The organism is Pseudonocardia sp. DSM 110487 (assembly GCF_019468565.1).
Classification (GTDB): domain Bacteria; phylum Actinomycetota; class Actinomycetes; order Mycobacteriales; family Pseudonocardiaceae; genus Pseudonocardia.
The window spans coordinates 7,646,181-7,669,935 of sequence record NZ_CP080521.1 but is presented as its reverse complement, the minus strand read 5'-3'; the positions used below and the strand labels follow the sequence as shown (position 1 = coordinate 7,669,935).

Annotated in this window: 23 protein-coding genes; 12 read left to right on the top strand and 11 right to left on the bottom strand. The window is 69.7% G+C overall.

Translation table 11 applies throughout. The features are described 5' to 3' along the window. Positions 1–81 precede the first annotated feature (81 nt). The gene (locus K1T35_RS35855) at positions 82–1,425 is read left to right on the top strand and encodes a hypothetical protein (protein WP_220256166.1); all 1,344 of its coding nucleotides are present in this window, start codon (positions 82–84) and stop codon (positions 1,423–1,425) included. Further along, positions 1,422–2,069, top strand: a complete 648-nt coding sequence (locus K1T35_RS35850; RefSeq protein ID WP_220256165.1) for a DedA family protein — start codon at positions 1,422–1,424, stop codon at positions 2,067–2,069. The genes K1T35_RS35855 and K1T35_RS35850 overlap by 4 nt, the downstream gene beginning before the upstream one ends. 17 nt (positions 2,070–2,086) lie before the next feature. Here the strand turns inward: K1T35_RS35850 and K1T35_RS35845 are convergent, their stop codons facing one another. Together K1T35_RS35845 and K1T35_RS35840 are read right to left on the bottom strand one after the other, a co-directional pair. Continuing rightward, the gene (locus K1T35_RS35845) at positions 2,087–3,508 is read right to left on the bottom strand and encodes a HAMP domain-containing sensor histidine kinase (RefSeq protein WP_255621093.1); all 1,422 of its coding nucleotides are present in this window, start codon (positions 3,506–3,508) and stop codon (positions 2,087–2,089) included. Beyond that, positions 3,505–4,200, bottom strand: coding sequence for a response regulator transcription factor (locus K1T35_RS35840; RefSeq protein WP_220256164.1), 696 nt, complete (start codon positions 4,198–4,200; stop codon positions 3,505–3,507). The genes K1T35_RS35845 and K1T35_RS35840 overlap by 4 nt, the downstream gene beginning before the upstream one ends. A gap of 318 nt (positions 4,201–4,518) precedes the next feature. Between K1T35_RS35840 and K1T35_RS35835 the strand changes: the two genes are divergently transcribed. The 3 genes from K1T35_RS35835 to K1T35_RS35825 are packed head-to-tail and all read left to right on the top strand — an operon-like array spanning position 4,519 to position 8,092. Next, positions 4,519–5,205, top strand: coding sequence for an ABC transporter ATP-binding protein (locus K1T35_RS35835; protein ID WP_220256163.1), 687 nt, complete (start codon positions 4,519–4,521; stop codon positions 5,203–5,205). Further along, complete coding sequence (locus tag K1T35_RS35830) at positions 5,202–6,416, top strand: ABC transporter permease (RefSeq protein WP_220256162.1); 1,215 nt, start codon at positions 5,202–5,204, stop codon at positions 6,414–6,416. The genes K1T35_RS35835 and K1T35_RS35830 overlap by 4 nt, the downstream gene beginning before the upstream one ends. A gap of 44 nt (positions 6,417–6,460) precedes the next feature. Continuing rightward, positions 6,461–8,092 carry a hypothetical protein gene (locus tag K1T35_RS35825; RefSeq protein WP_220256161.1) on the top strand — a complete coding sequence of 544 codons (1,632 nt, stop codon included), beginning with the start codon at positions 6,461–6,463 and terminating at the stop codon, positions 8,090–8,092. Positions 8,093–8,220: 128 nt separating this feature from the next. Here the strand turns inward: K1T35_RS35825 and K1T35_RS35820 are convergent, their stop codons facing one another. Continuing rightward, a complete protein-coding gene (locus tag K1T35_RS35820) occupies positions 8,221–8,610 on the bottom strand; it encodes a hypothetical protein (protein ID WP_220256160.1) in 390 nt (129 codons plus the stop codon). 161 nt (positions 8,611–8,771) lie between these two features. On the opposite strand from K1T35_RS35820, the gene K1T35_RS35815 reads away from it, so the two are divergent. Both K1T35_RS35815 and K1T35_RS35810 read left to right on the top strand, forming a co-directional pair. Further along, positions 8,772–10,658 carry a beta-L-arabinofuranosidase domain-containing protein gene (locus tag K1T35_RS35815; protein ID WP_220256159.1) on the top strand — a complete coding sequence of 629 codons (1,887 nt, stop codon included), beginning with the start codon at positions 8,772–8,774 and terminating at the stop codon, positions 10,656–10,658. A gap of 141 nt (positions 10,659–10,799) precedes the next feature. Further along, on the top strand, positions 10,800–11,135 hold the full coding sequence (locus K1T35_RS35810; protein ID WP_220256158.1) for a tetratricopeptide repeat protein: 336 nt from the start codon (positions 10,800–10,802) through the stop codon (positions 11,133–11,135). A 114-nt stretch (positions 11,136–11,249) separates the two neighbouring features. Here the strand turns inward: K1T35_RS35810 and K1T35_RS49920 are convergent, their stop codons facing one another. Both K1T35_RS49920 and K1T35_RS35800 read right to left on the bottom strand, forming a co-directional pair. Then, positions 11,250–11,414 (bottom strand): helix-turn-helix transcriptional regulator, encoded by a 165-nt coding sequence (locus tag K1T35_RS49920; RefSeq protein ID WP_220263055.1) that lies wholly within the window; start codon positions 11,412–11,414, stop codon positions 11,250–11,252. A gap of 66 nt (positions 11,415–11,480) precedes the next feature. Next, complete coding sequence (locus tag K1T35_RS35800) at positions 11,481–11,951, bottom strand: MarR family winged helix-turn-helix transcriptional regulator (RefSeq protein ID WP_220256157.1); 471 nt, start codon at positions 11,949–11,951, stop codon at positions 11,481–11,483. 52 nt (positions 11,952–12,003) lie between these two features. On the opposite strand from K1T35_RS35800, the gene K1T35_RS35795 reads away from it, so the two are divergent. Beyond that, positions 12,004–12,996, top strand: coding sequence for an NmrA/HSCARG family protein (locus K1T35_RS35795; RefSeq protein ID WP_255621092.1), 993 nt, complete (start codon positions 12,004–12,006; stop codon positions 12,994–12,996). A 48-nt stretch (positions 12,997–13,044) separates the two neighbouring features. Then, positions 13,045–13,425: a DoxX family protein gene (locus K1T35_RS35790; protein ID WP_220256156.1), complete on the top strand. Its 381-nt coding sequence runs from the start codon at positions 13,045–13,047 to the stop codon at positions 13,423–13,425. Between the two features lie 91 nt (positions 13,426–13,516). Here the strand turns inward: K1T35_RS35790 and K1T35_RS35785 are convergent, their stop codons facing one another. Further along, positions 13,517–14,074 (bottom strand): TetR/AcrR family transcriptional regulator, encoded by a 558-nt coding sequence (locus tag K1T35_RS35785; protein ID WP_220256155.1) that lies wholly within the window; start codon positions 14,072–14,074, stop codon positions 13,517–13,519. Between the two features lie 146 nt (positions 14,075–14,220). On the opposite strand from K1T35_RS35785, the gene K1T35_RS35780 reads away from it, so the two are divergent. Both K1T35_RS35780 and K1T35_RS35775 read left to right on the top strand, forming a co-directional pair. After that, on the top strand, positions 14,221–16,098 hold the full coding sequence (locus K1T35_RS35780; RefSeq protein ID WP_220256154.1) for an ABC transporter ATP-binding protein: 1,878 nt from the start codon (positions 14,221–14,223) through the stop codon (positions 16,096–16,098). Then, positions 16,098–17,045 (top strand): CHAD domain-containing protein, encoded by a 948-nt coding sequence (locus K1T35_RS35775; RefSeq protein WP_220256153.1) that lies wholly within the window; start codon positions 16,098–16,100, stop codon positions 17,043–17,045. Before K1T35_RS35780 ends, K1T35_RS35775 begins: the two co-directional genes overlap by 1 nt. Positions 17,046–17,234: 189 nt before the next feature. Here the strand turns inward: K1T35_RS35775 and K1T35_RS35770 are convergent, their stop codons facing one another. The 4 genes from K1T35_RS35770 to K1T35_RS35755 form a co-directional block, all read right to left on the bottom strand. Continuing rightward, positions 17,235–18,146, bottom strand: coding sequence for an NADP-dependent oxidoreductase (locus K1T35_RS35770; protein ID WP_220256152.1), 912 nt, complete (start codon positions 18,144–18,146; stop codon positions 17,235–17,237). A gap of 135 nt (positions 18,147–18,281) precedes the next feature. Continuing rightward, entirely contained in the window at positions 18,282–19,283 is a 1,002-nt protein-coding gene (locus tag K1T35_RS35765) for a sugar phosphate isomerase/epimerase (RefSeq protein ID WP_220256151.1), read from the bottom strand. 2 nt (positions 19,284–19,285) lie between these two features. Beyond that, complete coding sequence (locus K1T35_RS35760) at positions 19,286–20,470, bottom strand: Gfo/Idh/MocA family protein (protein WP_220256150.1); 1,185 nt, start codon at positions 20,468–20,470, stop codon at positions 19,286–19,288. A gap of 14 nt (positions 20,471–20,484) precedes the next feature. After that, on the bottom strand, positions 20,485–21,480 hold the full coding sequence (locus K1T35_RS35755; RefSeq protein WP_220256149.1) for a substrate-binding domain-containing protein: 996 nt from the start codon (positions 21,478–21,480) through the stop codon (positions 20,485–20,487). 114 nt (positions 21,481–21,594) lie between these two features. On the opposite strand from K1T35_RS35755, the gene K1T35_RS35750 reads away from it, so the two are divergent. Beyond that, a complete protein-coding gene (locus K1T35_RS35750; RefSeq protein WP_255621090.1) occupies positions 21,595–22,632 on the top strand; it encodes a LacI family DNA-binding transcriptional regulator in 1,038 nt (345 codons plus the stop codon). A gap of 252 nt (positions 22,633–22,884) precedes the next feature. Here the strand turns inward: K1T35_RS35750 and K1T35_RS35745 are convergent, their stop codons facing one another. Beyond that, the gene (locus K1T35_RS35745; RefSeq protein WP_255621089.1) at positions 22,885–23,745 is read right to left on the bottom strand and encodes a hypothetical protein; all 861 of its coding nucleotides are present in this window, start codon (positions 23,743–23,745) and stop codon (positions 22,885–22,887) included. Between the last annotated feature and the right edge of the window lie 10 nt (positions 23,746–23,755).

Sequence of the window (23,755 nt, the reverse complement as noted above, 5' to 3'; positions counted from 1 at the left end):
AGGATCCTGGGAGTCGCGATGTCCACGGTTTACTCACACAGCTTCCAGGTAACTCTCACAAACGCGATCTACGGTCGCGGCGTGTACACAGCATCGGAATCCGTCGACATCGACGAGAACCGGAAGCAAAAATTCCGCCGAGTGGGACTGGTGGCGGCAGCGGTCGTGGCTGCGGTCGTGGCCAGGGTTGCCATGTTCGACCACGAGTCCTCCGACTACCAGTTCTTCATCAAAGACTGGTACGAGTTCATTTCCACGCATGGTGGATTCGGCGCTCTCAAGTACGACTTTTCGGACTACAACGTCCCTTATCTGTACCTGATCACCTTGTTGACCTATCTGCCGATACCCGCACTCGCCGGGATCAAGATCATCTCGCTGGTGTTCGACCTGGTACTGGCGTACTTCACCTACCGCATCGTCGCGCTGCGCCACATCGGCCGCTGGGTACCGTCACTGGCCGCCCTCATCGTGTTGTTCCTCCCCACCGTGGCGACCAACAGCGGGCTGTGGGGGCAGGCCGACTCCATCTATGCCGCGTTCGGCCTCGGCGGCGTGTACTTCCTCCTTCGCAGGCGGCCGTGGCTCGCCTGCGTCTTCTTCGGCCTGTCACTGGCCTTCAAGTTGCAGGCGGTCTTCCTGTTCCCGCTGCTCCTCGTGCTGGTGCTGAAGAAGTGGATACCGTGGCGGCTACTGCTGGCCGTCCCGGGAGTCGTCCTGCTGCTGGCCGTGCCGGCGCTGCTGGCCGGAGCGCCCTTGGCCCAGTTGCTGTCGGTCTATGTGGAGCAGACGAACTCGTATCCGCAGCTGTCCCTGAACGCGCCGTCGATCTACCAGTTCCTCCCGGCGAGCGCCGACGCGGCGGTGATCCGGCCCATCGGTGTCGCGGTGACCGGGCTGGTGATTCTCGGGCTGTGCTTCGGCGTACTGCTCAGCCGAGTGCACCTGACGACGACGAAGGTCGTTCTGCTGGGAGCGACCTCGGCCGTCCTGGTGCCATTTCTCCTGCCGTCGATGCACGAGCGCTACTTCTACCTGGCCGAGGTACTCACGGTGATCGCCGCGTTCTACCTGCCTCGCCGCCTCTGGTACGTACCCGTTCTCGTGCAGGTGGCCTCGTTCCTCGCCTATCTCAAAGTGCTGTTCTCATCAGGGGGTCCGATGCCTTCCGGAGACCCGCCAGGAGTGACGATCGACGGCCAGTCTCCTCCCGGCGATACCGGCCTTCCCGCACCCGACGGATACCCAGCGTCCGGGTCCATCATGGACCAGATGTTCGCGCCCACTCTGGAGTTCCGGATCCTCGCTGCGCTCATGGCGGTCGCGGTCGCATCCGTACTGTGGATGACATTCCGCGAGTTCCGGCGAGACTCCCCTCCGGGAGCGGAGAAAACCCCACAACCACCCGAAGGAGTCAGAAGATGAACGTAGCAGCCGCCGGCCAGCCAGAAGGTCTCGCCGGATTGGTGGTGGACCTCATGGATGAGCTGGGCGGGCCGGGCGCGGCCTTGCTCCTCGGAATCGACAATATCTTCCCGCCGATGCCGAGCGAACTCGTGCTGCCACTGGTCGGCTTCTCCGCGAGCCAGGGCACGATGAGCCTGTTCATGGCCCTGTTCTGGACGACCCTCGGCTCCGTGGTGGGCGCCGTTCTCACTTATTGGCTCGGCGCGTGGCTCGGCCGCGACCGGGTACGCGCACTGATCATCCGTGCGCCGCTGATGAAACCGTCCGACTTCGACCGCACCGAGCAGTGGTTCCTCAGACATGGCACGAAGGCGGTGTTCTTCGGCCGGATGGTGCCGCTGTTCCGCAGCCTCATCTCGTTGCCGGCGGGCGTCGAACGAATGCCGATGTGGCAGTTCCTGTGGCTGACCACGTTGGGCAGCCTGATCTGGAACTCGGTCTTCGTCGTGGCCGGATACCTGTTGGGCGCCAACTGGCAGGTCGTCGATGGGTACGCGGGCGTCTTCCAGACGGTCGTCATCGCCGCGGTGGCACTGGCGATCGTGCTGTTCGTCGCGGTCCGGGTACGCGACCGGAAACGGAGCAGGAGCAATGTCGAGTAGGGGGTGCCGGAGCTTGGCTATTGACCCGGCGCCGCCAACGGGAAGGCAAGCTCGAAGCGCGCCCCTGAAGCCACGTCGCGGGCGGCGTGCACGGTCCCGCCGTGTTGCGTGACGACCTGCTCCACGATGGCGAGGCCGAGCCCGGAGCCGGGACGGGAACGGGCGGTCGCGGCGCGGTAGAACCGCTCGAACACGTGGGGAAGGTCCACCGCCGCGATCCCCGGCCCCTGGTCGGACACCACGATCCGGGCTCGCGGCGGGACGCTCTCGGCGTCGCGGATGACCCGGGCCGTGACAACGCCGCCCGGCGGGCTCCACTTCGCGGCGTTGTCGAGCACGTTGAGCACCGCGCGCTCCAGGGCGGCTGCCCGGCCGTTCACCACAGCGGAGGCCAACTCGATGTCGAACCGGATCTGTGGTGACCGGGCCCGGACCCGTTCGACGGTTGCGTCGAGCACGTCCGCCAGGTCGACCAGTTCAACCGGCTCGGGTTCGTGCTCCCCGGTGGACAGGTCGACGAGCTCTTGCATCAAGGTGGTCAACTCGGCGGACTGGATGCCGAGGTCGGCTAGCAACCGGGCGCGGTCCTCGGTCGGCAACGCGCGACGCTGACCGTCGGCGTGGATGAGCAGTTCGATGTTGTTGCGCAGGCTGGTCAGGGGCGTACGCAGCTCGTGGCCGGCGTCTTGGACCAACCGTCGCTGCTCGTCGCGGGAGTCCTTGAGTGCTGCGAGCATCGCGTTGAACGCCTCGGCCAGCCGGGCCAGCTCGTCCTTGCCCGTGACGGTGATACCGGTCGAGAGCTCCTGCGTGCGAGCGATCTCCTCCGCCGCAACGGTGAGCTCGCCGACCGGGCGCAACGCGGATCTGGCGATCGCGCGGCCGGCCAGCGCGGCGCCGAGAACGCCGATCAGTCCGGCGACCGCCAGCCAGAACCCGAGCACGTCCGGTCGGCGTTCCAGCTCCGCCGAGTTGCGGGCAACCTGGACGGCGCCGCCGCCCGGCCGGGCCACGGTCCAGATGCGGTACCGGGCACCGGCGATCGTCTCCACCTCCGATGCCGCGGGGACCGCGCCCGAGGCAACCTGGCGACTGGCGGGTCCCACTGGGACAGCTGCGGCCGGCCCGGCGGCCCCCGCGCTGGTCCCGTCGGGGTTCAGGAACTGCACGACGAGCATGTCGTCGTTCTCGGCCCCGGTATCCAGCCCTGGCCGCTCCACCGTTCGCAGTGTCGACAGTGCCTCGGTCGGAGACTCCAACTTCGCTGCGACCTGGGCGTAGGTCTGCAATTGTGCGTCGAACTCGATGTACAGGTTCGCCCTGAGCAGCAGCCAGGTGGACAGCCACATCACGACGACAGCTGCCGCCATGGCGCCCGCCACGAGAACGGTGAGCCGGGTGCGCAGCGACCTCTCGCGCCACGGCACGCGCGGTCTCACAGTGGATCGTCCCTGAGCACGTACCCGACGCCCCGCACGGTGTGCAGAAGCCGAGGCTCGCCGAGTTCCTCGAGCTTGCGGCGCAGGTAGCTGACATAAACGTCCAGCCCGTTCGACGAGGTACCGAAGTCGTAGCCCCAGACCTGTTCGAACATCGCGGCGCGGGTGAGCACGATCCGGGGGTTCCGCAAGAACATCTCCAGCATCGCGAACTCCGTGCGGGTCAGGCGGATGGGCCGATCGCCGCGGCGGACTTCCCGGGTCTCGGGTTCGAGAACGAGATCGGCGAACGTCAGGGCGGAGCCGCCCGCGGGCTGCGGTGGTGCGGTGTACTCGACCCGCCGCAGCAGCGCGCGGACGCGGGCCAGCAGCTCGTTCAACGCGAACGGCTTGACGAGGTAGTCATCGGCGCCGGCGTCGAGCCCGGTGACCCGGTCGGACACACCACCGCGCGCGGTGAGCATGAGGATGGGGACGAAGTTGCCCTCGGAACGGAGGACGCGGCACGTGTCCAAGCCGTTGAGCACCGGCATCATGATGTCGAGCACGACCGCGTCCGGCTTCTCGGCGCGGATCACCTCGAGGCCGGCCGCGCCGTCCGCGGCCAGGGCGACGGTGTAGCCCTCGAAGCGCAGGGTCCGCGACAGCGAGTCCCGCACCGCTTCCTCGTCGTCGACCACGACCAGATGCATCTGTCTCCTCGCCTCTCGAATTCGGCCTGCACAGCTTGCCGGGTGAAGATGAGAAACCGATGAAGATGCGGGGTCTTGTGGCCCGGCCATACGAACGGATGACGTCCGGCGCCTGTCGGCGCACAGCCACAAAATCCGCCGTGGGCGCTGCGGCGCCGGGCTATTAACGAAACTCCGGCAGATCTTCATCAGGTTCTCATGGAACCCGGGCACTGTCACCCGGGTGATCGGGATCCTTCAACGACACCATCCACACGCCCCAACCGGCGCGGTGCGCGTCTCAGGTGTCCACGACGGGATCAACCACCTGGGGGGAAGATGATCGAGTTCGATGGCGTCACGAAGATCTACGGCAACGGCGAGGTGAAGGTCCGGGCGCTCGGCCCGGTGGATCTCCTGATCGAGGAGGGCGACTTCGTCGCGATCATGGGGGCGTCCGGGTCGGGCAAGAGCACGATGATGAACATCCTCGGCTGCCTTGACGTGCCGAGCACCGGCCGCTACACCCTCGACGGGATCGACGTCAGCAAGCTGCGGGACAACAAGCTCGCGGCCATCCGCAACACGCGGATCGGGTTCGTTTTCCAGTCGTTCAACCTGATCTCGCGGACGTCCGCTCTGCGGAACGTCGAGCTGCCGCTGGTCTACGCCGGTGTGCACGTCCGCAGGGAACGGGCGCGGGCCGCGCTCGAGCGGGTGGGTCTGGACGAGCGGGCAGAGCACATGCCCAACGAGCTCTCCGGTGGGCAGCAGCAGCGCGTCGCGGTGGCCAGGGCGCTGGTCACCAACCCGGCGATCATCCTCGCCGACGAGCCCACCGGGAACCTGGACACCACCTCGACGGTCGAGATCATGCGGCTGCTGGTCGAGCTGAACGACGCAGGCCGCACCGTCGTGCTGATCACGCACGAGCCGGAGGTCGCCGAGTTCGCCAAGCGCGTGATCGAGCTGCGCGACGGCCACATCGTCCGTGACGTACGGCAGCAGCAACTGGCCGCGGCGTGATCTGGGAGGTCACGAGCATCGCGCTGCGCGGCCTGCGGGCCAACAAGCTGCGCTCCGCGCTCACCACGCTCGGCATCATCATCGGCGTCTCGGCGGTCATCCTGCTCACCGCGATCGGCAACGGGATCCAGGCAGGGTTCAACGACCAGTTCGGCTCGCTCAACACCCAGATCACCGTGACCCAGAGCGTGGGTGCGGTGCCTGGTGGGGGCCAGGCCCGTGACCTCACCGAGAACGACATGGCGGCGTTGACCAACCGGTCGCGCGCTCCGGACATCGCATCGGTGACCCCGACCGTGAGCGGGACTGCGCTGCTGCAGGGGAACGGGGAGCAGTACCGCACGTCGGTCACCGGATCGACGGCCGACTACCTGACGATCACCGATCGAGTGGTGGCGGCGGGGCGCGGGTTCGACGAGCAGGAGGCCCGCACCAACGCCAAGGTGGTCCTGCTCGGCTCGAACGCGGTCAACGAGCTGTACGGCGGTAGCCCGGCTGCCGCGCTCGGCCAGGAGGTCCGGATCGGCCGGGCGGTGTTCCGGGTGATCGGCACGCTCGAGAGCACCGGGCAAGAGGACGACGTCGCGATCATGCCGCTCGGCGCCGCCCGCAGCTACCTCACCGGCGGCGGCGAGGCGCTGGACACCATCATCGTGCGGGCCCGTTCGGCGGAGACGGTGACCGCGGCGTCGAACCAGATCACGACGATCCTGTCCGACCGCCACAACATCCGCGACACCGCCAAGCGCGACTTCAACGTGCTGGCGCTGCAGCAGCAGATCCAGGACGCGACGCAGTTCCTGTCGTACCTGACGCTGTTCACCGCGGCCGTTGCGGGGATCTCGCTGATCGTGGGCAGCATCGGCGTCGCGAACATCATGCTGGTGACGGTCACCGAGCGGACCCGGGAGATCGGGATCCGCAAGGCGATCGGCGCCCGGCCGCGGGTGATCCTGCTGCAGTTCCTGCTCGAGTCGGTGTTCCTGTCCGGCCTGGGCGGGCTGATGGGGATCGCCCTCGGTGTCGGGCTCGCGCTCACCGGTGCCGCGATCCTCCCGCAGTTCATCCCCGACTTCCCGGTGCCCGCAGTCGATACCGCTTCGATCGTGCTCTCGTTCACGGTCAGCCTGCTCATCGGCCTCGTTGCGGGCGGCTACCCGGCCCACCGCGCCTCACGGCTCCGACCGATCGAGGCCCTCCGATACCAATGACCCGCGCCAGACTCAGTCCAGAAGTGATCAAGACAGGAGCTTCCATGTCCCGAACGACCGGTCGGCGCACCCGGGTGGTGTGCGCCATCGGTGCGGTCGCGGTGCTGGCCCTCACGGCCTGCACCAGCGCGCCGCCGCCACCGCCGACGCTGCGCGTGGACCGCGGCTCGGTGCAGACGACGGTGTCAGCCTCCGGGACGCTCGTCGGGATCTCCGAGCAGACGCTCGGCTTCCCGCGGCGCGGGCAGCTCACGCAGGTGCTGGTGGGCGTCGGCGATCGCGTCGTGCCGGGGCAGGAGCTGGCGCGGGTCGACGACTTCGCGCTCCGCCAGACGCTCCAGCAGGAGCAGGCCACCCTCGCCGAGGCGCAGGCCGAGCTCGACCGCGCCACGGGTGGCAACCGCGTGAACGCCACCGGCCGCACCCTCGAGCAGGCGCGGGAGATCATCGAGGCGGTCAAGCAGCAGGTCGACGAGACGAACGACCTGAACCGCGCGGCCACCAACCGGGCGCGTGAGCAGCTCGCCTTCGACAAGAGGGTGCTCGACCGCGCCTGGGACGTGCTGCGCCGGGACGAGGAGGCCTGCGACGACGCGGGCGGTAGCTCGTCGACGACCACCACCAGCCCGCCGCCGACCACCAGCGGGAGCACACCGACCAGCAGGCCGCCGGCGTCCGATGGTGACGATGACACCGAGGACGCGTCGTACACGGTGGAAGGCGTCTCCCGCAGCACCGTCCCCGCCGGGGCCTGCGACCGGCTCGACGCCGACCGCTCGGCCGTCGAGAACGCGAAGCGCACGGTGCTCCAGTCGGAGACCGCGCTCGACCAGGCGAAGCACCAGGAGGACGTGGCCGCCGCCGATGGGAAGGTGGCGATCGAGCGGGAACAGCAGACAGTCATCTCCGCGGAGAACGACAGCGGCGCCGCGCAGAACGACCGGCCCGCCGACATCGAGGTCCGGAGGGCGCAGCTGCGCAACGCGCAGGCGGCCGTCCGGGTCGCTCAGCAGGACGTCGACAACACGGTGCTGCGCGCCCCGGTCGCAGGCGTCGTGTCGGTGATCAACGGGAAGGTCGGCGAGTTCCTCGGCGAGGCGTCCGGCACAACCCCGGTGGCTCCCGGTACCAGCGCGACGATTCCCGAGAGCACCTCTGCGGCGTCGAGCGACTCGGGAAGCAGTTCGACCTCCAGCAGCACCGCGTTCATGGTGCTGAACAACATCGACACGTTCCAGCTGATCGTGCCGTTCGAGGAGTCCGACGCCGCGCGCATCGCGGTCAATCAGCAGGTGGAGGTCAGCGTCGACGCCGTCCCGGGCCTGCGGGCGCCGGCCACGGTGCTGGCGATCGCACCGGCGGGGACACCCGCGTCGGGGATCGTGCAGTACAACGCCACGATCGTGCTGCGCGAGGGCAGCGACCCGCGGCTGCGTGACGGCCAGACCGCGCTGGCCGACGTCATCACCGAATCCGTGGACAACGTGCTCCGTGTGCCCTCTGCCATCGTCCGGCGCGAGGGGTCGAGCACGATCGTCGACGTCCGCGGCGGGGACAACCAGCCGGTTCCGACGCCGTTCGACGCCGGTGCCGTCGGCGACGAGTACACCCAGGTGCTCTCCGGTCTTCGGGAGGGCCAGGAGCTCCTGCTCCCGGCGGCGGCGCCCACCGGCTGACGCGGGGATCTCCTCGAGACAGAGCTGCCGAGCAGCGCCTGAACACGGGTGCACGGAAACTGCTTCGAACCGCGACACAGGTCCCGCAGACAGCCCGCCGAGCGCTCGACGGGCTGTCGGCGGGCTCGCTATCCCTTGGGCATCGTCTCGCTGCATGCTTCCAGTGCAGCGGCCCACGTGACGGCGTCGACGCCCTCCGGTGCCGGCGGGGTGTCGCCATCACCGGGTTCCGGGGCGTCCGACGGTGCGCTTCCCTCGACGGCTCCACCGGGAGCCGGGTCGCTCTGGGGATCGCCCGACCCTTCGGGCAGCGTCACGCCGTTCTCGGCGAGACAGCTCGCGAACGCGTCCATCTGCGTGTTCGACGGGGCAGCGGTGCCCCCGTTCGCGGTCGTGCTCGCGCTCCCTGTGCTGCTCCCGGATGCGGCATTGCCGCAGCCGGCCAGCAGGACCAGCCCGGTCGCGGCGAGCGCGGCGGCCGGCCACCAGCGCGGGCGACGGGTCTGTGCAGGTGCCATCGTCGGTTGTCCTCATTCCGCCGCGGACCCTCGCCGCGGTCGGAGCCGAGCCTGACGTCCGTGGCTGGAAAATCTCTGTGCGCGGACCGGGAGCAGCCTGTGAACGATCATCGACGGCGGACGGCTCACGATGCCGCCCGGAGAACACACTGAGGAGAACCGTGTCCGAGGTCGCGAATGCCGCGTTGCGTGAGCTGCCCCTGGGGGCCGTGCGGCCGACGGGGTGGCTGGCCGACCAGCTGAGGCTGCAGGCTGACGGGCAGACCGGCCGCCTGCCTGAGCTCTGGGAGGACGTGAGTGCCTCGAGCGCCTGGCTCGGCGGCGACGGGGAGGCTTGGGAGAACGGCCCGTACTACCTCGACGGGCTGGTCCCGCTGGCCTTCGTCCTCGACGACGAGGAGCTCAAGGAACGCGCCCGGACCTGGGTCGAGTCCATCATCGCCAGCCAGCGACCGAACGGGCAGTTCGGGCCGGTCGGCAACGACGACTGGTGGCCGCGCATGGTCGCGCTGAAGGCACTCACCCAGTGGGCGGACGCGACCGGCGACCACCGCGTCGAGGGACTGCTGACCAGCTACTTCCGCTACCAGGCCGCGGAGCTCCCCGATCGTCCCCTCACCAGCTGGGCCAAGGCTCGCGGCGCGGAGAACGTTGTCTCGGTGCTCTGGCTCCACGAACGTACCGGCGACGAGTGGCTGCTCGACCTCGGGCGGCTCCTGCTCACCCAGACCGCGGACTGGCTGACTGCGCTGACCGACGACCTGCCGGCCGGTCCGATGACCCGGTTCTCGCACCTCACCCACGTGGTGAACATTGCGATGGCGCTCAAGCTGCCCGCGGTTGCCGCGCGGGTCGACTTGTCCGCCGACGCCTCGGCCCAGGTGGTCCGGATGTTCGAGCACCTCGACCGGCTGCACGGCCAGGTGCACGGCATGTTCTCCGGCGACGAGTGGCTCGCCGGGCGAGACGCTCGGCGAGGCGTGGAGACGTGCGCTGTCGTGGAGCTGATGTTCACCTTGGAGCAACTGGTGCGGAACCTCGGGGAGGGCCGGTACGGCGACCGACTGGAGGCGGTCGCATTCAACCAGCTGGCGGCCGCGAACGACCCCCGGATGCTGGCCCACCAGTTCGTCCAGCAGGCCAACCAGGTGCTGGTCTCGTTCGCGCACCGGGAGTGGACCTTCAGCAAGGACGAGGCCAACACGTTCGGCCCGAGCCCGGTCGGCAAGTGCTGCACCGCGAACCTCCACCAGGCCTGGCCGAAGCTGGTGCGGTCGATGTGGATGGCAGGGCCGGAAGAGGACGTGCTGACGGTGGTCGCCTACGGGCCGTGCCGGGTCTCGGCGCAGCTCGGCGGCCGCACGGTCGTCCTCGACGTCGAGACCAGCTACCCCTTCGACGAGACCGTCGAGGTCGTCGTGCACACCGAGCCCGGCCGACCCGCGTTCGGGTTGCGCCTGCGTATCCCGGAGTGGTGCGCCGGCGCCACGCTGACCGTCGCCGGAGAACCCCAGCCGGTGCGCCCGAACGAGCACGGGTTCCTCACCGTGACCCGGGTGTGGACCGACGGCGACCGGCTCCGGCTGGTGCTGCCCATGCAGTTGCGAACCGTCCCGCGCGACGGGGGCGCCGTGGGGCTGCGCCTGGGCCCGCTGGTGATGGTCCACGGGCTCGGCGAAGTGTGGCGCCCCGTGCCCGGCCACGAGGGACTTGGGGAGTGGGAGATCACCCCGCGCACCGCGTGGCACTTCGGACTCTGGGTCGAGGACCCCGACGGGCTCGAGAGCTGGTCTGTCACCCGCACGCCGGTTCCATCCGTCCCGTTCGCCCCCGGGTCGCCGCCCGTGGTGGTGGCCGGGCGGGGCTCGATGATCGAGGACTGGCAGCTGCACCAGAACTCGGCAGGCCCGGTGCCGGCGAGCCCGGTGTCGCTCACGATGCCCGTGCAGAGCCTGCGACTGGTGCCGTACGGGTCGGCCCGACTCCGTGTCGCCGAGATGCCCACGGTGTCCGTGCCGGTGCCGCGCGGCTTCCCTTCCGAGCAGTAGGCCGCGGCGCCCGACAGCGTGACGCGCTCTCGGTCCGCGCTGCGACGTAGCTGAGAAAGGTCCACTTGCGACGCGAAATACCTGGTCCCTGCTGACGGTTGAGCGCTGAGCCTGTCCGATCGAGCGCCCGAGGAGGACGCGATGCAGGAGACCGAGCGCTACCGGCTCGCCGAGCTGTACCTCGAGACCGGCGACCCACTCGAGGCGCTGCGGCTGCTCGAGCCGCTGGCCGACGAGCTGCGGACGCACGCGGGCGGGCAGCTGCTGCTGGGGCGCGCCTACTACCACTCCGCCCAGCTTGCGCGGGCTCAGGAGGCTCTCGAGCGCGTGGTGGAGATGGCTCCGACGGATGCCTACGCGCGTTTCGCGCTCGGCCGGACTTTGCAGCGGCGCAGCCGGCACGACGAGGCAAAGGTCCATTTCCGGGTGGCTGCGGCGCTGGATCCTCGTCCCCAGTTCCGAGAACTGGTCTCCTGACCGGCTCGGCAGGACACGCTGTCGAGGACGCGAAACGCAGTGGGTGGGCCTGCCATGGGTCGCGGTGGCCGGGGCCACCCACTGCGGGGGTGAGGCAACGCCGACCGCGAGCTCCTAGCCGGCCAGGTCGTGGAGCATCGCGTACGCGAGCTGGGTGCGGGAGTTGATTCCGAGCTTGGAGTAGATCTTCGTCAGGTGTGCTTCGACCGTGCGGCGACTGACGTAGAGCTGGTCGGCGATCTCCGGATTGGACGCGCCTTCGGCGGCGAGCCGGGCGATCCTGGCCTCCTGTGGCGTGAGTGGGGCCCGGGTGCCGGCCGGGAGGGTCGCGGCAGGCGCGGCTACTCAAGACGACACGTTGTCCAGCCGGTTGAGGATGTGGTTGGAGATCTGCCCGAGGGTGGCCAGCTCGTTCGGGCTGATGGCGTCGATGACGAGGCGCCGGACCGTGGCGACGTGCTTGGGGGCTGCGGCGTCGATGACCTCGCGTCCCGCGGCGGTGAGGACGACGAAGATTCCGCGTCCGTCCTCGGCGCACTCCTCGCGCGCCACGAGCCCCCGTTTGGTCATCCTGGCGATCTGGTGGGACAGGCGGCTCTGCTCCCATTCCACCGTCCTGGCCAGGTCCTGGAACCGTAGCCGGCCCTCCGGGACGTCGGTGAGCGCGACGAGGATCTCGAAGTCGGCGCCCGAGAGCTTGGAGTGCGCCTGCAGGTCGCGGACCAGTGTGGCGCCGAGCTTCTGGTGTAGGCGGATGAAGCTGCGCCAGGCGTGCTGCTCCTCGGGGCTCAGCCACGGGGGCGTCTCTTCTCCCATGGCGGCGAGTCTACCCGACTGTTGACACGTCATGCAGTCCTACGTACTGTACATGACACATCAACTGATGTGTCATGTACTTGCTGCAGAGGAGAAGACCGTGGCAGAGCAGAGAGTGATCGCGGTTGTCGGCGCGACCGGAGCCCAGGGCGGCGGGCTGGCGAGAGCGATCCTGGCTGATGGTGGTGGCGAGTTCACCGTGCGGGCGCTGACCCGCAACGCGGCCTCGGACAAGGCGCGGGAGCTGGCCGCACTGGGGGCCGAGGTGGTCGAGGCCGACATCAGCGACGAGGCGAGCGTGACGAAGGCCTTCGACGGTGCGTACGGGGCGTTCCTGGTGACCAACTTCTGGGAGCACGGGTCCCCGGACCGGGAGAAGAGTGACGCCGCGACGATGGCGCGGGCGGCCAAGACCGTCGGGCTCCGCCATGTGATCTGGTCGACGCTCGACGACACCCGCGAGCACATTCCACTGAACGACGCGCGCATGCCAACCCTGATGGGCAGCTACAAGGTGCCGCACTTCGACGTCAAGGCCGAGGCCGAGCAACTCTTCACCGATGCCGGACTGCCGACCACCTTCCTGCGCACCACCTTCTACTGGGAGAACCTCCTCGGCCCGATGGCACCGGCTCGGGCCGCCGACGGCCGGCTCACGCTGGCCCTGGCCATGGGCGACAGCCCGCTCGCCGGCATCGCGGTCGAGGACATCGGAAAGACCGCCTACGGCATCTTCGAGCGTGGCAGCGAGCTGGTCGGCCAGACCATCAGCATCGCCGGTGAGCACCTGACCGGAACGCAGATGGCCGAGCGCTTCAGCGCTGTCCTGGGCGAAGAGGTGGTCTACGTGGCGGTGCCCTTCGAGGCGGTCCGGGCGCAGTCGTTCCCTGGCGCGGTCGAAATGGGGAACATGTTCCAGTACTACGCGGAAGTGCCGCAGTTCAACGCCGTTCGCGATCTCGACGCCGTCCGCGCCCTGAATCCGCAGCTTCAGACCTTCGGGCTGTGGCTGACGGCGCACAAGGACGCGTTCGCCAACTCCTGACCGGAGCACACCTCGGTCCACGTTTCTGACTTTGATTGGTGAACGCTCATGAACATCGTTCTGTGGATTCTCGCCGCCCTGCTCGCCGTCGCCTTCCTGGTCGCCGGCGGCATGAAGCTGGCCCAGCCGAAGGAGAAGCTCGCCGCGTCGCCGAACATGGCGTGGGCGCAGGACTTCTCCCCGGGCATGCTCAAGACGATCGGCGCCCTCGAGGTGCTGGCCGCGATCGGGTTGATCCTGCCCGCCGTGCTGGGCATCGTCCCGGTTCTCGTGCCGCTGGCCGCCGTCGGCCTGATCCTGCTGATGGCAGGGGCGGCGATCACCCACGCCCGGCGCGGGGAGTCCCGCGCGATCGCCGCGAACGTGGTGCTGATCGTGCTGGCCGCAGTGGTGGCCTGGGGCCGCTTCGGCCCCTACCCCTTCGCCTGACCGGAGGACCTCCTGCGAGGCAGGCCCAGCGAGCGCCACAGATGGCTCCGTACCCCGCGCTCGGGCGGACCAGCGGTACTTCTCGCGGCGCTCATGAAGCGCTGATGCCGTGGAGCAGGGTGTGCACGGCGACGTCGGCGGCGGCAGCGGGGTCGAGCTCGGACTGTCCGGCGAGCACTTCGACGGTCCGTCGCAGGAGCGCCATGGCCAGCCCGTCGGGCAGGTCCGAGCGGATGAGGCCCTCGTCGGCCGCGCGGCGGAGGAAACGCGCCACCCTGTCCTGCTGCGCGTTCGCCCGGTTGCCCGTCTCGGGGTTACCACACATCCGTTCCGGGCTGATGGGGTAGCGGCGGATCACCCTGATCAGGTCTTCCGCGAGCCGGTGCAGAGCCACCGCGACGGGAGCGTGCTCGAGCCGGGCGCGGTCGAGGACGTCGTCGAGGGCGTCGAGCGCGGCCCGGTGCACGGCGCACACGAGCGCGTCCCGGTTCTCGAAGTGCCGGTACACCGTGCCGCGATCCACCCCGGCCGCCGCGGCGATCGCCGACATGCTGGCGCCGGGATCGTCGGTCAGCAGCCGTGCCCCCGCCTCGAGAACCGTGGCGATGTTGCGTGCGGCATCCGCGCGCCGCCCTGCCGTCCTGACCATGGCATCAGTCCTCCGTCCGGTCTGTCGCCATCCTAGCACCGATGTCGCGGCTGCTATGACTACTACCACTGAGAGGTGGTGATACAGATGCTAACTGCTACATTCACGTTCATCTTCAGTTCAGACCTTCAGCAGTGGAGAGCGCCATGCGCACGAAGACCCCCGGCGAGCCGCCGGCCGCCCCGTCGACGCGGGACATCAGCACATTGCGCGAGCTGTGGCGGTTCAAGGACTACGCCCGGCCCGAGCGGCGGGCGCTGGGCCTGGGGGTGCTGATGCGTGGCGGGCAGCTGGTCGCCGACCTGGCCGCTCCATGGCCGCTGGCCCTGGTGATCAACGATCTGCTCCAGGGTGAGAACAAGGGCGGGATGCTGCACACCGTCGCCGGATGGTTCGGCGGCTCGCCGCTGGCCATGCTCCTCGTCGCCTCAGCGTCCGTGCTGGTGATCACCGCCGCCTCCGGCGTATTCGACTACCTGGGCGATGTGTTCATGAACGGCGCCGGCCAGCGGGTCACCTCGCGCATCCGCTCCGACGTGTTCGCGTACGCCCAGCGGCTGCCGATGGCCTTCCACGACCGCCAGACCATCGGTGAGCTCACCAGCCGCGTCGTCTCCGACACCTCGAGGGTGGAGTCCAGCATCCGGGACCTGTTCACCGACCTCATCCCGGCGGTGATCACCCTGGTCGGCACCGGCGCGGTGATGGTCGCGGTGGACTGGCGGCTCGGGCTGATCGCGCTGGTCGTCGCCCCGCTGGTGTACCTCACCGCCAACCGCTTCGCCCGCCTGACCCGCTACAACGCGCGCCGCAAGCGCGCCGCGGTCGGCGACCTGACGGGGTTGGTCACGGAGTCGCTGCAGGGCGTCCGCACCGTGCACGCCTTCGGCAACCAGGAGGTGCAGGACGAGCGGTTCGGCGTCCAGAACGACCGCGTGCTGGGCCTGTCGATGCGTTCGGTCGAGATCAGCGCCCGCTTCAGCCCCACCCTCCAGCTCGTGGGCGCGGTGGGCACCGCGCTGGTGTTGTTCGTCGGCGGCTACGGGGCACTGAACGCGTGGTGGCAGGTCGGGGTGCTGGTGGTGGTCACCAGCTACCTGAAGAACATGTTCTCGCCGATGAAGACGCTGGCCAAGCTGGCGCCCAGCTTCGCCCAGGGCGCCGCGTCGGCCGAGCGCATCGCCGGGATCCTCGACCAGCCCGCCGACCACTTGGGCACCCCCGAGCCCCTCCCGGCGCGTGTCGATGGCCGCATCGAGCTGCGCGAGGTCGGACTGGAGTACGACCCCGACCGGGGCCCGGTATTCGACGGGGTCGACCTGACCATCGAGTCCGGGGAGCGGATCGCGCTGCTGGGTGAGAACGGCGCCGGCAAGTCGACGTTGCTCTCCCTGATCGGCGGCCTGTACCGGCCCTCGCGGGGCCACGTGCTGCTGGACGGGCACGAGGTGCCCGACACGCCCGAGCGCTGGCTGCACCAGCAGGTCGCCATGGTGCTGCAGGAGACCTTCCTCTTCTCCGGCACGCTGGCCGACAACATCCGCTACGGACGCCCGGACGCCACCGATGCCGAGGTCGCCGCTGTGGCCGAGGCTGCGTTGGTCAGCGAGTTCGCCGACCTGCTGCCAGACGGCCTGGACACCGTGGTCGGCACCGGCGGTATCGGGCTGTCGGGCGGGCAGCGCCAGCGGGTGGGTATCGCCCGCGCCCTGCTGGTCGACGCACCGGTGGTGCTGCTGGACGAACCCACCACCGGGCTGGACACCCACGCCGAGGAGCTGGTCGTCGAGGCGCTGACCCGGCTGGTCCACGACCGCACCGTGATCATGACCACCCACCGGCCCGCCGTGACCGCGCTGGCCACCCGCACCGTGCACCTGCGCCGTGGCGGCGTTCTGGTCAGCGAGCCCGCGATGCCCGCCGCGGCCCGCGAACCCCTCGCCGCCGGCACCCCGGCACCGGCACCGCACCGGGCCGGTCGGGAGGGCGGGCGTGCCCGCCTCGCCACGGCAGGAGCCCTGTGATGAGCACTGCGACATTCGCCAAGCACGACGCTGACCTCTCTTCGGGCGAGGTGGTGCTGGAGGCGCTGCGCACGAGGACCGAGCAGTTGTGGGACGCCGAACACGCGGTACTCGACGGCTTGCCGGACGCCGTAACCGACATGCGTGTGATCACCCGGCAGCTGCGTTCCACCCTCAGCGGCTTCTCCCGGGTTCTCGATCCCGAAGCCACCCGGTCCGCGGTCGCCGAGCTGGCGTGGCTGGGCCGTCAGCTCGGCGAGGAGAACGACACGCACGCGATGATCAAAGAGCTGCACCGGCTGCTCAGCGCGTTGCCTCGCGAGTCGAGCGTGTGCCACGTCGCCGCCGACGTCGAGCGGGAACTGGGGCAGCGGAGCGTCCAGGGCACCCATGTCACCCAGGCCGCACTGGCCAGCCGCCGCTACGCCGCGCTGCGCGAGGCGCTCAACCAGCTGCTGGCCGACCCGCCCTTCACCGCCCGCGCCGCGAAACCCGCGGTCAAGGAGCTGCCCAGGAGCGTGGCCAAGGCAATGCACAAACTCGACCGCCGGATGGCCGTCGCCGAGGCGCTGCCGCCGGGGCCGGACCGCGACGAGGCGCTGCACGAGGCGCGCAAGGCCGACAAGCTCCTGCGCTACGTCACCGAGATCGCCGCCCCGGTGATCGGCAAACCGGCCCGGCAGCTGAGCCGGCAGGCCAAGAAGCTCCAGGACCTGCTCGGCGACTACCAGGACGCCGTCGTGACACTGCCCGTGCTGCACAAGCTCGATGCCGCCTCGGCGGCGGGTGGCCATCCGGTCGCCATCTACTCCGTGCTCGATACGCTCGAGCAAGCCCGCATCGACCGCGTCGTGAACAAGCTGCCTCGCCGGCTGGGGAGCCTGCACGACAAGGGCGTCTGGCTATCGCGTAGCCGCCGCCCCCACGACCGGGCGCCGTCGGCGTAGCGCTCCGGGTGGCCGGGACGGGAGCATGGTCATCGGTTCGGCGCGTGACCGGCCATATCCGGCCGCGTACGCACTCGACCGATGATCTCAGCGCCCCTGAGCCGGGCACCGGCTGACCGGTGCCCGGCCAGATGTTCGAGCCGCTCGGCCGGACCGTGGGCAGCGGAGCGGTGGAGCCGGGCTCGCGCCTTACTCCGGCAGGATGACGAGCTTGCCGCTCACGTGGCCCGCCCGGCTTTCGTCGAGCGCGGCGGCCGCTTCCGTGAGGGCGTAGGTGCGCGAGATCGGAACGCGCAGGCGTCCGTCTTCGACGTGGCGCAGGACCTCGCGGTAGACCTGGGTTCCCGCATGGCCCACGTGAAGCTGGATGCCTGTGTCGGCAGCGTCGAAGGCCACGATGGTCAGGACACGGTCCGGGCCTCCCGCGAGCTCGATCGAGTCCGGGATCTCACCGCGGCCGGAGGCGTCGAAGACGGCGTCGACGCCGTTGGGGGCGACGGCCCGCACCCGTTCGACCAGTCCCTCGCCGTAGGTGACCGGTATGGCGCCGAACTCGCGCAGCCGGTCGTGGTTGCGCTCGCCGGCGGTGCCGATCACCCGGGCGCCGCGGGCCACGGCCAATTGAACGGCGAAGGTGCCCACGCCACCGGCGGCGGCGTGGATCAGCACCGTCTCGCCCTCGGTGACCTTGAGCCGGTCGAGGGCGGTCCAGGCGGTGCCGCCCCCGCTGGCGAGACTTCCCGCCACCTCCCATGGGACCGTGGCCGGCTTGGCGACCAGTGCCCCGGAATCGGCCAGCGCGAACTGGGCGTAGGACCCGGTGAGCGCCATTCCGAGCACCTCGTCGCCGACCCTGAACTCGGCCACCCCCTCACCGAGGGCGTCCACCACACCGGCCACGTCGAACCCGAGGCCGGCGGGCAGTTCGAGAGGGAACTGGTCGCGCATCCAGCCCTGGACGGTCTTCCAGTCGGCGGGGTTGACACCGGCCGCGCGGACGGCGAGCCGCACCTGACCGGGTCCCGGAGCCGGGGGCTGCACGTCCACGACACGGAGCACGTCGCTGGTGCCGTACTCGGAGAACTGCACTGCAAGGGACATCTACTGAACTCCGTCTTGATCGGGGATGCCGGTGCCCCGCAGACGATCGCGGGCAACGATTTGCTGACGTGTCAACTATAGCGTCGATGCTCAGCGCGAGATAAGTGATCAATCGCTAGCGGCCGAGGGCGAGCTTCATCGCAGTCCTCCAGCAGCGGCGTGCAGGTTCTTCGCTGCCAGCGCGAGCCCCTCCGTCCGGGAGAAGGAGGCGTCCTCGTGCTCGATGTTGACGGCCATGTCCGGGTCGATCTCGGCGAGGGCGCGCAAGAACTCGGTCCAGTAGGCGACGTCGTGCCCGACGCCGACGGCGACGAACTTCCACGCCGGATCCTCCGGCCAGGCATTGCACCAGAACCCGTATCCGGTGGGCACCTTGTCCTGCGCGTCGGCCGGTACGCGAGTGAACGAGGTGTCCAGGACGCCGCGGATGTCGGCACCCGGGCAGAGCATGGCGTCCTTCGCAGCGGCGTGGAACACGAGCGGGCCCAGCCACCGGATCGCGGCGGTGACGTCCATGCCCTGCCACATCAGGTGCGACGGGTCCATCTCCGCACCGACGTTCGTCGCGCCGATCTCGTCGACGAGCCGTTTGAGCGTGACGGGGGAGAACGCCAGGTTGTGCGGGTGCATCTCGACGGCGACCCGCACCCCGTTCTCCCTGGCCAGCGCGTCGATCTCGGTCCAGAACTCGACCGCGACGCCCCACTGGTAGTCCAGGACGTCCATGTAGACGCCGTCCCACGGGTTCACCACCCAGGAGGGGTACTTCGCGTCCGGGTCGGAGCCGGGCGTGCCGGACATGGTCACGACGTGCTTCACGCCGAGCAGGCCGGCGAGCCGGATGGAGCGGCGCAGGTCGTCGGCGTGCTTCGGGCCGACGCCGGGCAGCGGGTTGAGCGGGTTGCCGTTGCAGTTGAGGCCGGTCAGCTCCATCCCGCGCTCGGCGAAGCCCGCGAGGTACTCCGTGCGGGCGCGGGCCGAGGTCAGCAGCAGGTCCACCGGGCAGTGCGGGGCGGGGATGAACCCTCCGGTGTTGACCTCGACAGAGGTGAGGCCATTGGTCCGCAGCACGTCGAGGGCCTCGGCCAGTGTCCGGTCGTGCAGACAGGCGGTGTAGGCGCCGAGCTTGAGGGCCATGGTCAGCTCGCTTCCGGTACGGCGACGGCCGCGCCGTCGGCTCGGTCGGATTCCACGACGGCCTGGATGATCTCCATGGTGCGCAGCGCGTCGGCGAAGCTCGCGCAGGCCGGGAGCGGGTCGGCCACGCCCGCGACCTGGTCGAGGAAGGCGCGGGCCTGGAATGTGAACATCTCCGCGTTGCCGCCGCCGACGCCGGGCGCCTCCATCGGGTAGCCGCCGGCGAAGTAGGGCAGCTGTGGACCGGCGATGACCTGCCGGGCACCCCGGGTGCGCGGGTGGGGCTGGGCGTCGTCGAACAGGTACTCGGCGGGCCGGTGCTGGTCGAACCCGGCCCGCCCGCGCAACCCCACGACGTCGAAGCCGAGGCCGTTGGGCAGGCCGAAGGCCGTGCGCGATACGGAGAACGTGCCGACGAGGCCGGTCGCGAACCGGGCGGTGAACGTGGCGGTGTCCTCGTTCTCGACCTCGCCGAGCTCGTCGGAGACGGGGGCGGCGTTGTGCCCGACGACAGCACCGAGCGGCAGGGGTCGCTTGCCGATCTGCGTGGACAGCGCGGCACCGGAGACCGACGCGATCGGGCCGACCACGTACTCGGCGGCGTCGATCACGTGCGCGCCGATGTCGCCGAGTGCACCGGAACCGGGGCCGCCCCTGTACCGCCAGGACAGGGGCCCGTTCGGGTCGGTGGCGTAGTCGCACCAGTAGCGGCCGCTGAACAGGGTGAGGTCGCCTAGCTCGCCGTTCCGGACATGATCGCGGATCGCGGCGATGGCAGGGGAGCGGCGGAACGTGTAGCCGACCGCGGTGACGGCGCCGGTCGAGCGTTCGAGCTCGACCATCGCGCGCGCGTCGGCGAGCGAACCCGCGAGGGGCTTCTCGCACAGCACGTGCTTGCCCGCGGCGACGAGCGCTTCGGTGATCGGCCGGTGCAAGGCGTTGCCGACGACGACGCTGACGGCGTCGATCGACGGATCCTCGGCCACGGCCTCCCAGCTCGGGAGGGCCTTCTCGAATCCGTAGCGGCGCGCGGCGTCCTCGCCGAGCGCAAGGTTCGCGTCGGCGATCGCCGCCAGCCGGACGGGCGGCAGACCTGCGCCGAAGACGGTGCCGGCGTTGCGGTAGCCCGCGGCGTGGCTGCGGCCGGCCATGCCGGCCCCGATCACCGCGACGGAGATGGAGTTCATGCGAGCCTCTCGGATCACCGCTTGTTGTTCTGCGCGTAGGTCACGATCTGGTCGACGTTGGTGGAGTCGACGAAGGACGGGCCGGTGAGCACCGGCCCACCACCGCCGATGTCGTTGCCGTTGGTCAGGTTCAGCCACAGCGACGCCACGGCCATGTAGCCCTGCACGTAGGGCTGCTGGTCGATCGAGAACATGATCGTGCCGTCCTGGATCGCCTTCGCCGCGTCGATGTTGAGGTCGAACGTCGCGACCTTCGCCTCGCTCCCGGCGTCGGCCACGGACTGGAGCGCGGTGAGCGCGATCGGGGCGCCCAGCGTGACGATGTGCGTGATCGTCGGGTCCTCCTGCAGCTTGGCGCCGATCGTCGCGCGCACCGAAGCCGTGTCCGTGCCCTGGACGTACAGGTTCTCGGTGTTCGGGAACGTCTTCGCGACGCCTGCGCAGCGCGCCTCGAGCGCGACGTGGCCCTGCTCCTGGATGACGCAGATGGCCTTCTGCCCGCCGCCCTGGGTGAGTCGCTGGCCTGCGGCCTGGCCGGCGAGGCTCTCGTCCGACCCGAAATACATCTTCGCCCCGTATTGCCGGTACTGGTCGAGGCCCCCGTTGAACGCAACGACCGGGATGCCGCGGTCGGCCGCCGCCTTGGTCACCGGGCCGACCTGCTCGGGGTAGGCGAGCGTCACTGCGAGCCCGTCGACCTGGCTGTCGATCGCGTTCTGCACCAGCGTCGCCATCTCGGGCGCCTGGTTGTTGTTGGAGTAACGCAGTTCGATGTTGTGCGCCGCGGCGGCGTCCTCGGCACCGGCCCGGATCCGATCCCAGAACGTGTCACCGGGCGCTTCATGGGTGACCATCGCGACGGTGAAGCGCTCGGTGCCGACGGTCCCGCCGGTCCCGCCGCTCGCGCTCTGGCCTTGCTGGGCCCCGCCCTGGCTGCTGCACGCGGTGATCACGGCGGCAAGCACGGCGACCACCGCCACCTTGCGTAGGGACGTGGAGTTACTCCTCATCGAGCACTTCCTCTCGATCCGCTAGAGCGCTCTAGTAGAGCGCGCTAGAGTGTGCGTGCTCACATGGCGGGTGTCAAGGGACGCGTTGCCGGATGCAGGAGGAAGCTGCAGCACGTGGCAAGGAACGAAGGCAGGCGTCCGACGCTGGAGGACGTGGCCGCACATGCCGGGGTGTCCCGGGCGCTGGTGTCCATCGTGATGCGCGGTGTGGCCGGAGCGAGCGCCGAGACGCGCGAGCGGGTGCTCGCGGCGGCTGCCGAGATCGGGTACCGGCCCGACACCCGTGCCCGCCTGCTGGCCAGCGGGAACTCCCGCCAGATCGGCGTGGTGTTCGGGATGGCCGGCCGGTTCCACGCCGAGCTGCTCGACGGGCTGTACGTGGCCGCCGAGAAGGCCCGGTACGAGCTCATCCTGTCCGCGATGACCCCGACCCGCGACGAGCGGACCGCGGCGGAGACGCTGCTCGGCTTCCGGTGCGAGGCGGTGATCCTGCTCGGGCCCGGCCTGGAGGGCGTCCCGGTCCTTGCGGGGAGGCTGCCCGTGACGGTCATCGGGTGGCGCGTGGCGGACCCGTCCGTCGACGTCGTGCGTACCGCCGACGACGAGGGCATGCGCCTGGCGGTCGACCACCTGGCCGGCCTGGGACATCGGGAGATCACTTACGTCGACGGCGGGTCGGGCGCCATCGCGACGGCGCGGCGGCGGGCCTACCGCGCGGTGATGCGCCGCCGCGGCCTCGGCGACGGTCTGCGGGTGATCCCCGGCGGGGACAGCCTGGACGCAGGCGTGGCCGCGGCCCGGCTCGTGCTGGACGGGGAGCGGCGACCCACCGCCCTGATCGCCTACAACGACGACGTCGCCGCCGGCCTGGTCGAGTCACTCGGTTCCGCCGGGATCCGGGTGCCCCGGGACATGTCGATCGTCGGATGGGACGACAGCCCGCCGGCGCGCCTACCGCACCTGAACCTCACCACCGTGCAGCAGGATCCCGTCGAGATGAGCCGGCTGGCGGTCGAGCGCAGCGTCAGCCGGCTTCGGGGCGAAACGATCGGGCAACGAGAAATCGTCCTTTCGCCTGGGCTGATCATCCGCACCTCGACAGCGGCCCTCGGCCATGACGCCCCTCCCGAACGCGGGGACCGAACACCCTGATCGGTGATCGCCATGATCGCCTCGGGGACGTGATCGCCCTCGGCCTCTCTCGCTGTTCCCACCCTCAGGCCATGCCGTATTGAGAGCGTATTGATCTCATCACTGCGCCGACCTTCGATGAAGCACTACCGGTCGGATGTGGATCCAGAGCGGAACCGGCATCGCAGCGGAGCGTCTGGAACCGGCACTGTCCGAGGCACGCGCCTGCCCCCGCGTGCCTCGTCTTCGGCGCGCTGGGCGGCGAGCCGACGCTCACGGTCGAACCCGCTGCTGTGCGGCGGCGTCGAGCAGACCGGCCACGGTCCGGCGGGTCGGGACGGGGGTGACTGTGGCGGTGTCGCCGCGGAAACTGCGCAGCAACTCCATCCGCACCCGTGCCGTCTCACCTTGGATGACGCTCGCCAGGAGCCGGTCCTTCTCGGCAATCGGCAGGCGGGTCACCCAAGCGGCAAGCTCGCCGGGATCGTCGGCGATCGCCTCGAGCGGCGGAGAAGTCTGAGCCGCGATCGCGAGCAGATCGTCGTCGAGGCGGAGGAAGTCGGCCAGCGCCCGTTGGGCCGCGGTGAGCGTGCCCAGCCCAGGCGGAACTGGTGGCTCGAGGTCGTCGTCGGCATCGCGCTCGAAGGCGTCCTCGTCGCGTTCCCAGGCGCCGTAGGCGGCGAGCCAGGCGAGGTAGAGCGGCCGGAGATCACCGGCGGCGAGTTCGGCACGAACTCCGACGATCGCTGACAGCAACGCCTCGGCGTCGTAGTCGAAGTCGAACTCACCGGCGTCGTCCTCGCTGGTGAAGTCGAGCACGATGAACTCGTCCGTGACCCAGGTACTCAGCTGGTCGTCGACGCAGTAATCCTCGACGACCTCAGGATCCAGCAGATCACATGGCAGGCGGAACATCACCCGATGGGTTCCCCAGTTGGCCACATACAGGTGCGCGTCGTAATAACGCTCCATCAGCCGGTTCGGATCACCCTTGAAATCGCCCCAGTGGTACTCGTTCACGAAACTGGTGGCGGAGATCCGGGCCCGGGTGGACAGCGACCGAACCTCGGCCTGCTCGTCATCGTCCAGTGGCCGGTCGATCGCCAGAAATTCGTAGTACTGGTACTCGCTCACTGCCCGTCCG

What these genes read in the sequence shown, in the direction of transcription:
- K1T35_RS35850 (WP_220256165.1), top strand. Translation starts at nt 1,422, where the DNA reads ATGAACGTAGCAGCCGCCGGCCAGCCAGAAGGTCTCGCCGGATTGGTG.
- K1T35_RS35840 (WP_220256164.1), bottom strand. Translation starts at nt 4,200, where the DNA reads ATGCATCTGGTCGTGGTCGACGACGAGGAAGCGGTGCGGGACTCGCTG.
- K1T35_RS35835 (WP_220256163.1), top strand. Translation starts at nt 4,519, where the DNA reads ATGATCGAGTTCGATGGCGTCACGAAGATCTACGGCAACGGCGAGGTG.
- K1T35_RS35825 (WP_220256161.1), top strand. Translation starts at nt 6,461, where the DNA reads ATGTCCCGAACGACCGGTCGGCGCACCCGGGTGGTGTGCGCCATCGGT.
- K1T35_RS35820 (WP_220256160.1), bottom strand. Translation starts at nt 8,610, where the DNA reads ATGGCACCTGCACAGACCCGTCGCCCGCGCTGGTGGCCGGCCGCCGCG.
- K1T35_RS35810 (WP_220256158.1), top strand. Translation starts at nt 10,800, where the DNA reads ATGCAGGAGACCGAGCGCTACCGGCTCGCCGAGCTGTACCTCGAGACC.
- K1T35_RS35800 (WP_220256157.1), bottom strand. Translation starts at nt 11,951, where the DNA reads ATGGGAGAAGAGACGCCCCCGTGGCTGAGCCCCGAGGAGCAGCACGCC.
- K1T35_RS35795 (WP_255621092.1), top strand. Translation starts at nt 12,004, where the DNA reads ATGACACATCAACTGATGTGTCATGTACTTGCTGCAGAGGAGAAGACC.
- K1T35_RS35790 (WP_220256156.1), top strand. Translation starts at nt 13,045, where the DNA reads ATGAACATCGTTCTGTGGATTCTCGCCGCCCTGCTCGCCGTCGCCTTC.
- K1T35_RS35785 (WP_220256155.1), bottom strand. Translation starts at nt 14,074, where the DNA reads ATGGTCAGGACGGCAGGGCGGCGCGCGGATGCCGCACGCAACATCGCC.
- K1T35_RS35780 (WP_220256154.1), top strand. Translation starts at nt 14,221, where the DNA reads ATGCGCACGAAGACCCCCGGCGAGCCGCCGGCCGCCCCGTCGACGCGG.
- K1T35_RS35775 (WP_220256153.1), top strand. Translation starts at nt 16,098, where the DNA reads ATGAGCACTGCGACATTCGCCAAGCACGACGCTGACCTCTCTTCGGGC.
- K1T35_RS35770 (WP_220256152.1), bottom strand. Translation starts at nt 18,146, where the DNA reads ATGTCCCTTGCAGTGCAGTTCTCCGAGTACGGCACCAGCGACGTGCTC.
- K1T35_RS35765 (WP_220256151.1), bottom strand. Translation starts at nt 19,283, where the DNA reads ATGGCCCTCAAGCTCGGCGCCTACACCGCCTGTCTGCACGACCGGACA.
- K1T35_RS35760 (WP_220256150.1), bottom strand. Translation starts at nt 20,470, where the DNA reads ATGAACTCCATCTCCGTCGCGGTGATCGGGGCCGGCATGGCCGGCCGC.
- K1T35_RS35755 (WP_220256149.1), bottom strand. Translation starts at nt 21,480, where the DNA reads ATGAGGAGTAACTCCACGTCCCTACGCAAGGTGGCGGTGGTCGCCGTG.